8 protein-coding genes and 1 riboswitch are annotated in these 16,085 nt (G+C 71.5%); of the genes, 4 read left to right on the forward strand and 4 right to left on the reverse strand.

All coding sequences use genetic code 11. The features are described from left to right. Window positions 1-30: 30 nt before the first annotated feature. Together ACIQCH_RS23170 and ACIQCH_RS23175 are read left to right on the forward strand one after the other, a co-directional pair. Complete coding sequence (locus ACIQCH_RS23170) at window positions 31-8,130, forward strand: ricin-type beta-trefoil lectin domain protein (protein ID WP_402583682.1); 8,100 nt, start codon at window positions 31-33, stop codon at window positions 8,128-8,130. A 135-nt stretch (window positions 8,131-8,265) separates the two neighbouring features. Then, window positions 8,266-8,709 (forward strand): hypothetical protein, encoded by a 444-nt coding sequence (locus tag ACIQCH_RS23175; protein WP_402583684.1) that lies wholly within the window; start codon window positions 8,266-8,268, stop codon window positions 8,707-8,709. 76 nt (window positions 8,710-8,785) lie between these two features. Here ACIQCH_RS23175 and ACIQCH_RS23180 read toward each other — a convergent pair whose 3' ends face one another. From ACIQCH_RS23180 to gcvT, 4 genes are all read right to left on the reverse strand, one after another. Then, a complete protein-coding gene (locus ACIQCH_RS23180) occupies window positions 8,786-10,168 on the reverse strand; it encodes an L-serine ammonia-lyase (RefSeq protein ID WP_402583686.1) in 1,383 nt (460 codons plus the stop codon). A gap of 486 nt (window positions 10,169-10,654) precedes the next feature. Beyond that, complete coding sequence (gene glyA / locus ACIQCH_RS23185; RefSeq protein WP_402583688.1) at window positions 10,655-11,911, reverse strand: serine hydroxymethyltransferase; 1,257 nt, start codon at window positions 11,909-11,911, stop codon at window positions 10,655-10,657. 22 nt (window positions 11,912-11,933) lie between these two features. Further along, a complete protein-coding gene (gcvH, locus tag ACIQCH_RS23190) occupies window positions 11,934-12,311 on the reverse strand; it encodes a glycine cleavage system protein GcvH (RefSeq protein ID WP_030200410.1) in 378 nt (125 codons plus the stop codon). A gap of 91 nt (window positions 12,312-12,402) precedes the next feature. Next, entirely contained in the window at window positions 12,403-13,518 is a 1,116-nt protein-coding gene (gene gcvT / locus ACIQCH_RS23195) for a glycine cleavage system aminomethyltransferase GcvT (protein WP_402583690.1), read from the reverse strand. Between the two features lie 210 nt (window positions 13,519-13,728). Further along, window positions 13,729-13,841, reverse strand: a riboswitch (glycine riboswitch). A 288-nt stretch (window positions 13,842-14,129) separates the two neighbouring features. Here gcvT and ACIQCH_RS23200 point away from each other — a divergent pair. Together ACIQCH_RS23200 and ACIQCH_RS23205 are read left to right on the forward strand one after the other, a co-directional pair. Next, complete coding sequence (locus ACIQCH_RS23200; RefSeq protein WP_402583753.1) at window positions 14,130-14,882, forward strand: AAA family ATPase; 753 nt, start codon at window positions 14,130-14,132, stop codon at window positions 14,880-14,882. 396 nt (window positions 14,883-15,278) lie between these two features. After that, the gene (locus ACIQCH_RS23205; protein WP_402583755.1) at window positions 15,279-16,037 is read left to right on the forward strand and encodes an enhanced serine sensitivity protein SseB; all 759 of its coding nucleotides are present in this window, start codon (window positions 15,279-15,281) and stop codon (window positions 16,035-16,037) included. Window positions 16,038-16,085: the final 48 nt, after the last annotated feature.

A 16,085-nucleotide genomic window follows, 5' to 3' on the forward strand; every position in this document is an offset into this window, starting at 1 on the left:
CGAATATGGGGTGGCGGAAGCCTGCTGGGGGTGGCCTTTTTGGCCACCCTCGCGCTGCTTCTGCCGCTGGCCTTCACCCAGGGCCTCGACCTGAGCCTGCTGGGCGCGGGCAAGGGCGACGACTGGGAGGGCCGCAACGGCAAGGCCGGGCACTACACCTTCGACGGTGAGGTCTGGAAGCCGAAGAAGGTCACCGACGTCGCGGGCGTCCGCGGCCACGACCTGGCGGGTCGCCAGGCCGGCCCGAAGCAGGGCCGCCCGGCCGGCTACAAGCCGGTCGAGCGCTACCGGCCCGGCCGCCAGGCCTGGCCGAAGGCCGGCTCGGCGACGGTGGACCTGGCGGACGGCACGCGTACCGCCAGTGGTACCGCCGAGGGAGCCGAGGGCGCCGCGAAGAAGCCGGTCAAGGCGGGAACGCTGCCCGTGTGGGTGGCCCCGGCGAAGCCGGCGGCCGACGCCAAGGGCGGCAAGGGCGCCAAGACCGCGGCCAAGGGTGACACCACCCCGGACGCGGTCCGCGTCAAGGTCGGCTCGCACGCCCAGGCCCTGCGCGCCGGTGCCAACGGCATGCTGGTCTCACTCGTGCCCACCGCTCCGACCACGGGTACGGGCAAGGTCAAGGTCGTCATCGACTACGGCTCCCTCGCCAAGGCGTACGGCGGCGGCTACGGTTCCCGCCTGAAGCTGGTGCAGCTGCCGGACTGCGCGCTCACCACGCCCCAGCTCGCGAAGTGCCGCACCCAGACCGAGATCCCCTTCACCAACCGCGCCACCGCCGACCAGCTGACCGCCACGGTCACCCTGGGCACCCGGGCCCCGGCGACGCCCAAGACCCCCAAGGGCGCGAAGGGCGACCGGCCGGCCGCCTCCGCGATGGCGGCGTCCTCGGCCCAGGCCGCGGCCCCGTCCGGCACCACCCTCGGCGTGACCTCCGGCAGCGGTGGCTCCCAGGGCGACTACGCGGCCACCTCCCTGAACCCCTCCGGTTCCTGGCAGGCCAGCGGCACGGGCTCCTTCACGTACTCGTACCCCGTCAACGTCCCGGCGGGCCTCGGCGGCAACGCGCCGAGCGTCGGCCTCTCGTACGACTCCCAGGCGGTGGACGGCGAGACCTCCGCCCGCAACTCCCAGTCCACCTGGATCGGCGACGGCTGGAGCTACGACCCGGGCTTCGTCGAGCGCACGTACCGCGGCTGCGGCAGCCTCCGTGACGGCAGCGGCAACAAGATCCTCAAGGGTTCCGCCGACAACTGCTGGAGCGGCGCGAACGCCCAGATCTCCTTCGGCCCGCACTCGGGCGTCCTGATCCCGGACACCAAGGACTCCTCCGTCCCCGGCCTGCTGCGCCAGTGGAAGCTCGGCGGCGACGACGGCACCATCGTCCAGGAGCTCTCCGGCGCGGCCAACGGCCTCCAGGACGGCACCTACTTCCGCGTCCTCATGACGGACGGCTCGGCCGCCTACTTCGGCTCCGACCACGCCCCCGCCGGCGTCGGCACGGCCGCGGTCCCACAGACCGGCACCCCCACCGACGACAGCACCGACGCGGCCTGGGGGCAGCCGGTCTTCCACCCGCAGTCGGGCGACCCCTGCTACGACTCCGCCAAGGGCAAGGCCTCCCGCTGCGCCAAGCCCGAGGGCTGGCGCTGGAACCTCGACTTCGTCGTCTCGCCCAACGGCCTGGTCCAGAGGTACGACTACTCGGCGGCGACCAACTGGTACAGCCTCGGCGGCGGCCAGGCGGCCGACGGCGACTTCGGCACGCTGACCTCGTACACCCGGGGCGGCAACCTCGACTCCATCTCGTACGGCTACACGCTGACCGACGCGCTGGCCAAGCGCACGCCGTCCGCCCAGGTGGTCTTCAACACCGCGCAGCGCTGCCAGACCGACGCCACGTTCACGGACTGCTCGGCCGGCAACCTGAAGGACGAGACCTCCCCGCACTGGCCGGACACCCCGTGGGACCTGCACTGCGACTCCACGGACAAGACCGAGATCCCCGTGGGTTCCACCACGGTCCCCAAGGACGTCTGCATCATCTCGGGCCCGACCTTCTGGTCCACCACGCGCCTCGACTCCATCACCACCAAGGTGCACGTCAAGGACGCGAACAACGACAAGCTGGTGGACGTCGACGCGTACCAGCTCGGCCACGTCTTCTCGGACGCGGGCGGCGCGGTCGACCCGGTCACCGGCACCTCGGTCGACCCGGCGCACTCCGGCTTCCTCCAGGCCGTGATGTGGCTGCAGACCATCCAGCACACCGGCAAGGACACGTACGGCAACGGCAACAGTGACATCACCCTCAACAAGGTGGCGTTCACCGGCACGGAGATCGACAACCGCGTCAACGACGTGATGCCGTCCGCGCCGCCGCTGTACCACCCGCGCATGTCGACGATCCAGACGGAGACCGGCGAGTCCATCGCCGTCGACTACAACCTGGCCCCCTGCGCGGGCAAGACCCTGACCTTCGCCACCGCCGACTCCAACACCGAGTCCTGCTACCCGGTGTACTGGACCGTGCCGGGCGCCTCGAAGCCCATCGCGGACTGGTTCAACAAGATCACGGTCCGCCAGGTCACCACCTCCGACCTGACGGTCGCCGGCACCTACACGCCGGACGGCAAGGCGGCCCCGGCCGGCTCCGCCGCCCGCGTGGCCACGTACTCCTACGCGGGCGCCGCCTGGCACCGCGACGACTCGCAGAACACGGACGACCAGTACCGCACCTGGAACCAGTTCCGCGGCTTCCGCACGGTCACGGTCCAGACCGGCCGGGCCCCCGAGCCCGTCACCCAGACGGTCTCCACCTACCTCCAGGGCATGGACGGCGACTACAAGGCCGACGGCAGCCGCCGCTCGGTCACGGTGGACGCCAAGGTCGGCGGCGCGGTCGTGCAGACGATCACCGACGCCGGCCAGCTGGCCGGTACGGAGTTCCAGAAGGACATCTACTCGGCGGCCGGCGGGTCGATCACGTCCACGAGCGTCAACGGACCCTTCACCTCCACCGACACCACCACCGTCCCGCAGACCGCGTGGAGCGGCTGGGAGCAGACGGACCACCCGGGCGAGACCAAGCCGGCCCTGTCCACCCTGCCCCCGCTGGTCGCCCGGCGGATGCAGACCACGCAGAGCCACGGCTACGCGAAGCTCGCCAACGGATCCTGGCGCCACACGCAGACGGACACGACGTACGACGCCCAGGGCCGGGTCTCCAGCACGGAAGCGCACGGTGACGTGAGCGACCCGAGCCAGGAGAAGTGCTCGACGACCACGTACGCGAGCGCCCCGGCCGGCAACCCGCAGATGCTCTCGTACCCGGCTCAGGCCACCGTGGTCAGCGGGCCCTGCGGCACTTCGGTGAGTTCGGCGAACCTGCTGTCCGACCGGAAGATCTACTACAACGGCGACGGCACCCTCACCGGGCTCGGCACCTTCGGCCAGGTCTCGACGAGCGGCGGCATGACCGGCTCGCAGATGGCCACCGGCTTCACCGGCAGCACCGAGAACTGGCAGACCACGACCGGCGTGAAGTACGACGGCATCGGCCGGATCACCGATGCGGTGGACGCGACCGGACAGAACACCCACACCGACTACACCCCGGCGTGGAGCGCTTCCGGCAACCTCACCAACCCGACCACGGTCAAGACCACCAACAGCAGGAACTGGGTGGTCACTTCCACCCACTCCCCGCTGCGCGGGCTGGAGACCCAGCACGTCGACGTGAACGGCCGCAAGACCGACATCACGTACGACGCCCTCGGCCGCCGCACCGCGGTGTGGCTGCCCGGCCGTGACAAGGGAGCCGGCCAGTCCGCCGACCGGACCTTCACGTACTCCGTGAACCCGGGTGCGGTCGCGGCCCCCGGCGACACCGTCACCCAGCCCGGTGCACCGACCTCGGTCACCTCGAAGACGCTGCGCGAGGACGGCTCGTACTCCGTCTCCGTCGCCATCTACGACGGCATGCTCCAGCCGCGCCAGTCGCAGAGCTCCCCGCAGGGCGACACCGACACCGGCCGCGTCGTGGCCGACACCTTCTACGACTCGCACGGCTGGCCCGTGACCTCGTACGCCCCGTACTACGAGCCGACCGCCGGGCCCTCCGGCACGCTCTTCGCGGCCAACGAGAACGAGATCCAGTCGGCGAACACCACCACGTACGACGGCCAGGGCCGGGCCGTGAGGTCGACCCTGTGGCACCAGGCGGTCGAGCAATGGCACAGCTCGACGAGCTACCCCGGCGCCGACGAGACGGACACCACCCCCCTCGCGGGCGGACGGTCCACGGCCACGTTCACGAACGGGCTGGGGCAGACGGTCCGCAGCGTGGTCAAGAACACCGGTGGCACGGTGATGGTGCGCAACGGGGACGTCATCCCCTCGGGCACCTCGCTCGCCTCCAACACCGTGCGCCTGACGATGCAGGCGGACGGCAACCTGGTCCTGACCGCGCTGGCCACCGGGAAGACCATCTGGTCGAGCGGCACCGCGGGCAACCCCGGGGCCTACGCCAAGTACGGCAGTGACGGCAACCTGGGCGTCTACACGACCTCCAACGTCCAGAAGTGGACGACGGGCCTGTCGGCCTCGATCGGCTCGACCTTCCGGGTGCGGGCCGACTCCACCGTGGTCGTCGTCGCGAGCGACGACAGCACGATCCTGTGGAAGCAGGGCACCGCGGGAGCAGTCCCGGCGGCCCACGCCACGACGAACTACACGTACACGCCGGGCGGTCAGCTCGCCACGGTCAAGGACAACGCGGGCAACACCTGGTCCAACACGTACAACTTCCTGGGCCAGCAGGTCTCCCAGACCGACCCCAACACCGGCACCGCGACGTTCGACAAGTACGACCTCGCCGGCAACCCGCTCCAGACCACCGACGCGCGCGGGCAGGTGCAGTCGTACACCTACGACTGGAACAACCGGCGCACGGCCGAGTACTCCGGACCCTGGCAGGCCACGCCCGACCCGGCCAAGCTGCAGGCGTCCTGGGCGTTCGACACCCTGGCCAAGGGCTACCCGACCTCCTCGACCCGGTACGTCGGCGGTGCGTCCGGCAAGGCGTACACCAAGGCGGTCACCGGCTACAACACTGCCTACCAGGTGCTGGGCAACACCCTGACCATCCCGGCGACGGAGGGCTTCGCGGCCGCGGGGCAGTCCACCGCGCCCGCCAGCGGCACCGTCACCTACACGACCACCACCGACTACACGCCCACCACGGGCAAGGTGTCCACCGCGCACTTCCAGGCCGACGGCAACCTGCCGGCCGAGGACGTGGACTACGGCTACAGCCAGCAGGGCAACCTGTCCGCCTTCGGCGGTTACATCAGCGCGGCGAACACCCCGGCCTACCTGTCCGCGACCGTCCACGACGCCTTCGGACGCGTGCAGCAGAGCAACTACGGCGCCAGCGGCAAGCAGGCGGCCCTGTTCTCCCAGTACGACGCCACGACCGGCCGGGTACTGCAGACCAGCAGCATGCTGCAGACCTCCGCGACCGCGCTGGACGTCGTCAACTACCGCTACAACCAGGTCGGCGAGGTCACCGCGATCGACGACCTGCAGGACAACACCACGCACGACACGCAGTGCTTCACCTACGACTCCTTCCAGCGTCTGACGGCGGCCTGGACGGACACCGCGGGCATCACCTCGCCGACCGCGGCCCCGGTGGGCGGGGTCGGCGGCTGTACCACCGCCAAGGTCAAGACCACCAGCTCCGGCCAGGTCAAGACCACCACGGTCGGCGGTCCGGCGGCGTACTGGCAGACGTACACCTTCGACCAGCTCGGTGACCGCACGGGCATGGTCAACCACGACGCGGGCGGCAACGCGCTCGCCGACACCACCCAGTCGATCGCCTACACGGGCGCCGACGGGACCGTCGCGGCCAGCCTGCCCAACCAGGCGGGCGCCACGGTCAACGACAACCCGGGCACCGGCACCGCCAGCTGGACGAACGGCTACACCGACCCGGCGTACGGCAACAAGAACAGCGGCAACACCATCACCCGCAAGGTGAGCACCACCGGCCCGCTCACCACCGGCTTCACCCTCTCCGGAGGTGGGAAGCTCTGCATCGAGGACGCCGGCGGCGCCGTCACCCCCGGCACCAAGGTCCAGGTCAACACCTGCTCGGGCACCAGCACCGCGCAGAAGTGGACCATCGGCACGGACGGCACCGTCAAGGTGCTCGGCATGTGCCTGGACACGGTCGCCAACGCGACCACCGCGGGCACGCTCGTGGTGATCGACACCTGCAGTGCGGACGCCACCCAGAAGTGGAAGGTGACCACCACCGGCGCCCTGGTCAGCAACGCCAACAGCGCGGTCTGCCTGACCGACCCGGCCGCCAGCGCCACCACGGGAACCCAGCTCACGCTGGCCACCTGCGGCAGCGCCGGCCAGGTGTGGACCGCCGCCACGACCGGCGCGGTCCCGGCCGGCCAGACCCAGACACTCACCTACGACACCGAGGGCCACACGGCCACGGTCACCACCGGGACCGGCACCACCAGCACCACCAGCAAGTACCTGTACGACGCCGACGGCGGGCTGCTCATCCAGACCGGCGCGACCGGCGGCACCGACAAGACGCGCGTCCTGTACCTGTTCGGCGGCACCGAGCAGATCACCCTGAACGTGGCGGCCAAGACCTGGACCGGTCTGCGCCACTACACGGGGCCGGACGGCACGGACATCACGCGCAGCAGCTCCGGCAGCGTGACCTATCAGGTTCCCAACGCCCAGGGGACGTCCACGACCGCCATCGACGCGGGCAGCCTGCTCGCGACCCGGCGGTACTACGACCCGTACGGCAACGCGCGGGGCCCCAAGCCCACGTCGTGGGCGGCTCCGGACGAGAACCGCGGGTTCCTGAACCAACCGCTGGACACCTCCAGCGGTCTGAACCTGCTCGGCGCCCGCAACTACGACGGCATGAGCGGCCGTTTCCTCAGCCCGGACCCGGTCTTCCAGGCCGGCGACCCCAACCAGATGGGCGGCTACACCTACGCGGCGGACAACCCGGCCAGCGGCAGTGACGCCTCCGGCCTGGACAACTGGTACAACGACCCGACCATGAACAAGTGCGTGATCGACTGTGGTCCGACGACCACGACGACCACGACCGTCACGACGACGACCACCACCTCCTCGGGCGGTGGCGACGACGACGATGACGACTGCGACGGGTTCTGGGGCTGCGCGGGCCACTACCTGAAGAAGGCCGCACCGATCATCGAAAAGGTCGTGCTGGTCGTCGTCGTGGTCGTCGTCGTGGTCGTCCTCTGGACCGGCTGCACGGGAGCCCCGATCCTCGCGCCGGGCTGTGTGCTGGCAACGGCCGAGGCAGCGGGCATCGTCGGCGGAATGTTCGGCGCCGACTGCGCGGCCATGGGCTGTGCGGGGGCAGGCGGTTTCCATCCGGAGATGGAGGGCGAACGACCGCCCGCCGCCAAGTCCTCGGGTGAGGCGACCACCTCCACGCCCAAGGGCGCGGCGGAGACCGGCGGCGCCACGAAGAACGCCGTCGAGGACGTCGCCGGCGCCAACGCCGCGGCCCCGAAGGAGAGCAGCACTCCTCAGGAGGCGGCCGAAGCCACCTCGTCCGCGGCGACCGCCCCGGACGCGCCGAGCACGGGCACGCCGAGCACCAAGGACAGCGGCGGCTCCCCGGCCGCGGCGAAGGGCCCGTCGAACGGCCCGTCGAAGGGCGGCCTCGCCCAGAAGCGGGGCGACGCCTACGAGGAGTTCCTCTGGGATCACCTGGACGGCGAGAAGCTCGGAATGCAAAAGCTGGACAGCGGCAACCCCCGCGACTTCGACGGTCGGTTCACCGCGCCGGGCGCGGACCGCGAGACCTGGTACGAGGCGAAGTCCGGCGGCTACTTCAACCCGGAAGGGAAGCACTACGCGAGCAACGTCACCAAGTTCCAGGGCAAGGGCGGTGAGCAGAAGAAGATTGCCGAGGGCCACGGCCGCAACTTCCTGGTGATCGTGGAGTCGGAGCCCCCCGCGGCGGTCATCAAGTGGATGGTCAAGAGGGGCATCGACTGGGTCGTCATCCCGTGGCCGGCAGGGGAGAACTGGACCCCTGGCGGCTCCTGACCCGCACTGACAGCCCGCAGGGGCGGTGACCGGAACCCCGGTCACCGCCCCTGCGGCGTACCGGGGGACGGACGCGTCCGGCCCGGCGGGAAGCCGGTTGGCGCGGATCCCCCGCGCAGGCGAGAATCCGTCCTCATGGGAGCAGACATACACGGGTTCATCGAGTGCCGCTGCACGTACGGCCGCCTCGATGAGGAGGACACGCACTGGCAGCCCGCCATCGATCTGGCCCTGCTGTACGGCGGATGGAGCTACGACGCCTTCGGCTGCCTGTTCGGCGTCCGCAACCGCGCCGGCTTCCGGCCCCTCGCCCAGGAGCGGGGGCTCCCGTCCGACGTGAGCGCCGAGGTCCGGAGCTACTACGAGGACGATCCGGACCTCTACCACAGCGCGTCCTGGATCGGGTGGGAGGAGTTGGCCGCCGTCGACTGGGACGAGCCGGCAACCGTCGAGCGCATGACCCGCCGGCAGGCGGTACGGGACGACGCCGAGTGGGACCCGGTCTGGGCGACGATGAAGGCCCTCGCCGACGCGCACGGCCCCCAGCACGTCCGACTCGTCGTCTGGTTCGACAACTAGGTCGGTCGGGGCCGTACGCCGAAGGGGCGGTGACCGGGTTACCGGTCACCGCCCCTCCGGTGCGTTCAGGAGACGGTCAGCACTCGATGACGTTGACCGCGAGGCCGCCGCGGGCGGTCTCCTTGTACTTGATCTTCATGTCGGCGCCGGTCTCCTTCATGGTCTTGATGACCTTGTCGAGGGAGACCTTGTGGCTGCCGTCGCCGCGCATGGCCATCCGGGCCGCCGTGACGGCCTTGACGGCCGCCATGCCGTTGCGCTCGATGCACGGGATCTGGACCAGGCCGCCGACCGGGTCGCAGGTCAGGCCGAGGTTGTGCTCCATGCCGATCTCGGCCGCGTTCTCCACCTGCTCCGGGGTGCCGCCCAGGACCTCGGCCAGCGCGCCGGCCGCCATCGAGCAGGCCGAGCCGACCTCGCCCTGGCAGCCGACCTCGGCGCCGGAGATGGAGGCGTTCTCCTTGAACAGCATGCCGATCGCGCCGGCCGCGAGGAGGAAGCGGACCACGCCGTCCTCGTCCGCGCCCGGGACGAAGTTCACGTAGTAGTGCAGGACCGCGGGCAGGACGCCGGCGGCGCCGTTCGTGGGGGCGGTCACGACCCGGCCGCCCGCCGCGTTCTCCTCGTTGACCGCCATCGCGTAGATCGTGGTCCACTCGCTGCGGTGCAGCAGCGGGTCGCCCTCGGTGCGCAGCTGGCGCGCGGTGGACGCGGCCCGGCGCTTGACGCGCAGGCCGCCCGGCAGGATGCCCTCGCGGGACATGCCGCGGGCCACGCAGGCCTGCATGACGCGCCAGATCTCCAGCAGGCCCTCGCGGATCTCCTCCTCGGTCCGCCAGGCCTTCTCGTTCTCCAGCATCAGGGAGGAGATCGACAGGCCGGTCTCGCGGGTCAGGCGGAGCATCTCGTCACCGCTGCGGAAGGGGTACTTCAGCACGGTGTCGTCGAGCTTGATCCGGTCCTCGCCGACCGCGTCCTCGTCCACGACGAAGCCGCCGCCGACGGAGTAGTAGGTCTTCTCCAGGAGCGGTGCGCCGGCCTCGTCGTACGCGAAGAGGGTCATGCCGTTGGCGTGGTACGGCAGCGACCGGCGGCGGTGCAGGATCAGCTGGTTCGGCTCGTCGAAGGCGATCTCGTGCACGTTCCCTATCTCCGCGCCCAGCAGGCGCAGCCGGCCGGTCTGGCGGATCCGCTCGACCTCGTCGTCGGCCTTCTCGACGTCGACCGTGCGCGGGGAGTAGCCCTCCAGGCCCAGGAGCACGGCCTTCGGCGTGCCGTGGCCGTGGCCGGTGGCGCCGAGGGAGCCGAAGAGCTCGGCGCGCACGGACGCGGTCTGCGCGAGGACGCCGTCCTTCTTCAGGCGGTTCACGAACATCCTGGCCGCCCGCATCGGGCCGACCGTGTGGGAGGAGGACGGACCGATGCCGATGGAGAAGAGGTCGAACACGGAGATGGCCACGGGTCGGACTCCTTTGTCTGCTCGTGGAGGGCAGGAGATGGGGATGTGTGCGGATTTTGTCCGACAGACGAGCCTAACCCGCCGAGGTGAACGTCTCGGCCGCCGGAACGGTCGCGGACGGGGCCGTCAGGCGTCGGGTGTGGTGCAGGTCACGCGGCCGGCGGGGCCGGTGGACCGGAGGCGGGTCCCGATGGTCACGGGAGGTGCCGCGGTGTTCACGGGAGGTGTCGTGGTGTTGGGGGGAGGTTTCACATGTTCGCGGGTTCACGGGCTCAGGGGAGGGGGCTCGGCGCCACGGGGCGCGTGACCCCGGCGGTCACCCGAGAGGATCCCGAGGGTCACCGGAGAGGACCTCGGCGATCACCGGAGAGCGTCCCGGCGAGCACCGGGAGGCCCCGGCCGGTCACCGCCCGTAGGGCCCCCGCGGTCATGGGAAGGGCCCGGCCGTGTGGGTCACGGCCGGGCCCGACTCGTCCACCGATCTGCTTACAGCGAGGGGTACAGCGGGTGCTTCGCGGCCAGGGCCGAGACCCGGGCCTTGAGGGCGTCCCCGTCGAACTCCGGCTTCAGCGCCTCGGCGATGATGTCGGCGACCTCGGAGAAGTCCTCGGCCTGGAAGCCGCGGGTGGCCAGCGCCGGCGTACCGATGCGCAGGCCCGAGGTGACCATCGGCGGGCGCGGGTCGTTCGGGATCGCGTTCCGGTTGACCGTGATGCCGACCTCGTGGAGGCGGTCCTCGGCCTGCTGGCCGTCGAGCTCCGAGTTGCGCAGGTCGACGAGGACCAGGTGCACGTCGGTGCCGCCGGTGAGCACGTCCACGCCCACCTTCTTGACGTCGTCCTGGACCAGGCGCTCGGCGATGATCTTCGCGCCGGCCAGGGTGCGCTCCTGGCGCTCCTTGAACTCGGGCGAGGCGGCGACCTTGAAGGACACGGCCTTCGCCGCGATCACGTGCTCCAGCGGACCACCCTGCTGGCCCGGGAAGACCGCGGAGTTGATCTTCTTGGCCAGCTCCTGCGTCGACAGGATCACGCCACCGCGCGGACCGCCGAGGGTCTTGTGCGTGGTGGTGGTGACGACGTGGGCGTGCGGCACCGGGTTCGGGTGCAGACCCGCGGCGACCAGGCCCGCGAAGTGGGCCATGTCGACCATCAGGTACGCGCCGACCTCGTCCGCGATCCGGCGGAACGCGGCGAAGTCCAGCTGGCGCGGGTACGCCGACCAGCCGGCCACGATCAGCTGCGGCTTCGACTCCTTGGCCAGGCGCTCGACCTCGGCCATGTCGACCTGGCCGTCCTCGCCGACGTGGTACGGGACCACGTTGTAGAGCTTGCCGGAGAAGTTGATCTTCATGCCGTGGGTCAGGTGACCGCCGTGGGCCAGGTTCAGGCCCATGATCGTGTCACCCGGCTTGAGCAGCGCGAACATCGCGGCGGCGTTGGCCTGCGCGCCGGAGTGCGGCTGCACGTTCGCGGCCTCGGCACCGAACAGCGCCTTGATGCGGTCGATCGCGATCTGCTCGACCACGTCGACGTGCTCGCAGCCGCCGTAGTAGCGGCGGCCCGGGTAGCCCTCGGCGTACTTGTTGGTGAGGACGGAGCCCTGGGCCTCCATGACCGCGACCGGAGCGAAGTTCTCCGAGGCGATCATCTCGAGGGTGGACTGCTGGCGGTGGAGCTCGGCGTCGACGGCGGCGGCGACGTCCGGGTCCAGCTCGTGGAGCGGGGTGTTCAGAAGCGACATCGTGGATCCCTCGCGTGTGGGGTCAGCCGGCGTTGAAGGCGGTGTACTCGTCGGCGGAGAGCAGGTCGGCGGGCTCCTCGGCGACGCGGACCTTGAACAGCCAGCCACCCTCGAACGGGGCGGTGTTGACCAGGGCCGGGTCGTCGACGACGTCCTGGTTGGCCTCGACGACCTCACCGGTGACGGGGGAGTACAGGTCGCTGACGGACTTCGTGGACTCGAGCTCGCCGCAGGTCTCGCCCGCGGTCACCGTGTCGCCGACCTCGGGGAGCTGGGCGTAGACGACGTCACCGAGCGCGTTGGCCGCGAACTCCGTGATGCCGACCGTCGCGACGCCGTCCACGGCGGCCGACAGCCACTCGTGCTCCTTGCTGTAACGCAGCTGCTGGGGGTTGCTCATGACCTGATTCTCCTGGATGCGGGGTACTGCTGATGAACGGATGTCTTGGAGTCTGAGACGAGCGGTGACGAGGATCCCGGGGCGGGAACCGTCACTTCTGCCGCTTGTAGAACGGCAGCGCCACGACCTCGTACGCCTCATGCGTACCGCGAATGTCCACGCCGACGCCGGAGGTGCCGGGCTCCGCGTGCGCCGCGTCGACGTACGCCATCGCGATCGGCTTGCCCAGCGTCGGGGACGGGGCGCCCGAGGTGACCTCGCCGATGACCTCGCCGGCGGCGACGACCGGGAAGCCGGCGCGCGGGACGCGGCGGCCCTCGGCGATCAGGCCGACCAGCTTGCGCGGCGGGTTGGTGGCGGCGCGCTCGGCGGCGGCCTCGAGGGCGGCGCGGCCCACGAAGTCGCCCTCCTTCTCGAACTTCACGACCCGGCCGAGGCCCGCGTCGAACGGGGTCAGCGACGTCGTCAGCTCGTGCCCGTACAGCGGCATGCCCGCCTCCAGGCGCAGCGTGTCGCGGCAGGACAGGCCGGCCGGCACCAGGCCCGCGGCCTCGCCGGCCTTGGTCAGGGCCTCCCACAGCTCGACGGCGTGCTCGGGCTTCACGAAGAGCTCGAAGCCGTCCTCGCCGGTGTAGCCGGTGCGGGCGATCAGGGCCGGGACACCGGCGACGGTGCCGGGCAGGCCCGCGTAGTACTTCAGGTTGTCCAGATCGGCGTCCGTCAGGGACTTCACGATGCCGGGGGAGGTCGGGCCCTGCACGGCGATCAGCGCGTACGCGTCGCGGTCGTCGCGGACCTCGGCGTCGAAGCCGGCGGCGCGCTCGGTGAGGGCGTCGAGGACGACCTGGGCGTTGGAGGCGTTGGCGACGACCATGTACTCCGTCTCGCCGAGGCGGTAGACGATCAGGTCGTCGAGGATGCCGCCGTCCTCCTGGCAGATCATCGTGTAGCGGGCGCGGCCGACGCCGACGGTGGAGATGTTGCCGACCAGGGCGTAGTCGAGGACCTTCACGGCCTCGGGGCCGAGGACGGTGATCTCACCCATGTGGGAGAGGTCGAACAGGCCGGCCTTGGTGCGCACCGCGTTGTGCTCGTCGCGCTCGCTGGCGTACCGCAGCGGCATGTCCCAGCCCGCGAAGTCGGTCATCGTGGCACCGAGGGAGCGGTGCACGGCGTCGAGGGCGGTCAGACGGGGGGTGTTCGTCATAGGGGTGGCTCCCAGGGCAGGCCCGCGTGAGTGACTGAAGGACGATCCTCCAGCAGCTGAAGGACATTCCTCCCCATCTGTCATCGGAACCTGAGAGGTTCGTCACGACCGCACGCGCGTACGAACGGCTACGCGCCGGGTTGCGGAGGTGACTTGCACCTTGGGTGGAGCCGGCGGTGGTGGACCGTCGTGCCCGCTTTTCAGATGTGCCTCGCCCGCGCGGTAACTGGGCCTGAGAGATTCAAGGGAGGGTCTTGCTCCTTCGGCGTCCGGTACGCCGCCCTCGACCGAGGGCGTGCCCGGAACTCTCCCGCGCGGATTCAAGCGGCCGGTATGCAGTTTGCGCGCACATCATTGCACGCGTTTGCGACGAACGGGGGGTCGGGCCCGAAAGCGGTCGGAGGGCGGGACGAAACGACCGGGGATACCGGAACCACGGAGGGGGGCATTACCGTCTCTTTACACTCGACGGGCATGTGACCTGCGTGACCCGACTGGGGGAGGCGAGCACTGTGCGGATCTTCGGAGCGGTGACTGGAACCGCGGGGCCGGCACCGACCGGGCCCGGCGGCCTGCCCGTCCCCGTGCCCCTCGGGGGTGCCCAGGACCTCGTGCCCGGCGGGGGCGCGGTCCCGACCCAGCCGCGCCGCCGGCGCCGCGGGGCTCCGGACGGGCCGGGGGCCCCGGACGCCCGGCCGGCCCGCCTGCGGCTCGCCACCACCGTCCGGGCGGTGGACCCCGCCCTACGGCAGGGCGCCCCGTGGGTGACCGACCTGCGGGGGCGGGAGGACGAGTCGCCCGGCCCGGAGCGGCTGGAGTTCGCGGCCGGCGACCTGGTGGTGGTCTCCGGGCTCCCCGGCGGCGGCAAGTCCACCCTGATCAAGAGGACCGCCCCCGGCCGGGTCGTCGACTCGCAGGACGCCCGGGAGCGCTGGCAGCGCCGGATGCCCGCCCGGCTGCCGTACGCGGGCTACCGCCCGCTGGTCCGCATCGCGCACTACGCGGGGCTGTGGCGGGTGCTGCGCTCCGGCGAGAGCGTGGTCGTCCACGACTGCGGATCGCAGCCGTGGGTGCGCCGGAGCCTGGCACGGGCCGCCCGGCGCCGCGGCCGCTCCCTGCACCTGGTCCTGCTCGACGCGAGCCCCGAGGAGGCGCTGTCCGGGCAGCTGGCACGCGGCCGCGGCGTCACGGGCTACGCCTTCACCCGGCACCGCCGCACGGTCGCCCGCCTCCTGTCCGCCGCGGAGCAGGGCACCCCGCCGCCCGGCTGCGCCTCCGTCACCCTCCTGGACCGCCGGGCCGCCACCCGCCTCACCTCCCTGTCCTTCACGGCGCCCGCCCCCCGACCCGGGCCCGCCGGATAGTCCGGAGACCCACCCCCACGGCCCACCGGTCAGCCGAAGCCCCGGGCCCACGAAGTCGAGAGAGCGCCGTCCCGTGGTGTGTGGGGGAGGCGCTTGAGCCGGTCGGGCAGGCTGGTCCGGAGGCAGGCCCGGGCCAGGGGTGGCCGAAGGCCAGGGCGAAGCCCCGAAGCCCCAGGGGTGGGCCTGCCGCAGGGCCTGCAGGCCGTACCGGGTCAAGCACCGAGGGGACCCACACACCACGGGACGGCCCCGAAGCCACGCCACCCCCACCTCCACCCCCTTCCCAACGCCCTCACCCCCCACCCCCCACCCGGGGTGTGGCGTAGGCGCTGTCCGCCCCCGGCGGTAGGGTCGGCGGCAGCGCACGCGCGGGGGAGAGGAACCGGCAGGGTGGACATGTACGGCACGCAGGGCTACGAGACCGCCGGTGACGGCTGGCCCGCGAACGAGCTCGAGGAGACCCTCGCCGCCTCCCTCGGCAACCCCGCGGCCGGCGGCCGCATCCTCGAGGTGCTCGGCCGCAGCCAGGTCTGGATCCCGCTCCCCGAGGGCGGCGGACCCGACAGCCCGGGCCTCGACCTGCCCACGCTGGAGCTCGACGGCGCCCCGTACGTGCCGGTGTACACCTCGCAGGCGCAGTTCGCCCGCGGCGCCGGCGACCGGATGGCGTGCGCCGTCGCCCCGGCCGTGGAGTTCGCCCGCGGCCTCCCCCCGCAGCTCGGCATCGCCGTCAACCCCGACGCCGCGATCGGCGTGCCCCTGCCGCCCACCGCGGTGGCCGAACTGTGCCGGACCGGCCGCACCGCCCTCGACGGCCCCGCCACGGGCGGCCGGGTCCGGCTCTTCGAGCCGGACTGGCAGGAGGACCCGGTCGACTTCCTGACCGTCGCGGCGGACGAGTTCCGGGCCACCGGCGTGGTCGCCTCGGCCCGCCGCTGCCTGGCCAGCATCGAGGGCGGCGAGCCGGTGATGTTCGTCGGCGTGCAGTTCCTGAACTGGGAACTCGCCGACAGCAACGCGCCCATGGAGGCCCTCGGACGGGCCCTGGCCCGGGTCAGTCCGCCCTGGCCGGTGAACCTGCTGCTGCTCGACGTGGCGCAGGACCCGGTCGGCGACTTCATGCTGCAGCGCGTGCGGCCGTTCTACGTGCCCTAGTCGGCCGTAAGCTGGTTTCATTTCCCGGCCGCACGCGCGCGGCCGGAT

This window comes from Streptomyces sp. NPDC093225, assembly GCF_044753805.1.
In the GTDB taxonomy this organism is placed as follows: domain Bacteria; phylum Actinomycetota; class Actinomycetes; order Streptomycetales; family Streptomycetaceae; genus Streptomyces.

Excerpts from the sequence above, each read along its gene's own strand:
- gcvT (WP_402583690.1), bottom strand. The coding sequence starts at position 13,518 with ATGACGAACACCCCCCGTCTGACCGCCCTCGACGCCGTGCACCGCTCC.
- ACIQCH_RS23205 (WP_402583755.1), top strand. The coding sequence starts at position 15,279 with ATGTACGGCACGCAGGGCTACGAGACCGCCGGTGACGGCTGGCCCGCG.
- glyA (WP_402583688.1), bottom strand. The coding sequence starts at position 11,911 with ATGTCGCTTCTGAACACCCCGCTCCACGAGCTGGACCCGGACGTCGCC.
- ACIQCH_RS23175 (WP_402583684.1), top strand. The coding sequence starts at position 8,266 with ATGGGAGCAGACATACACGGGTTCATCGAGTGCCGCTGCACGTACGGC.
- gcvH (WP_030200410.1), bottom strand. The coding sequence starts at position 12,311 with ATGAGCAACCCCCAGCAGCTGCGTTACAGCAAGGAGCACGAGTGGCTG.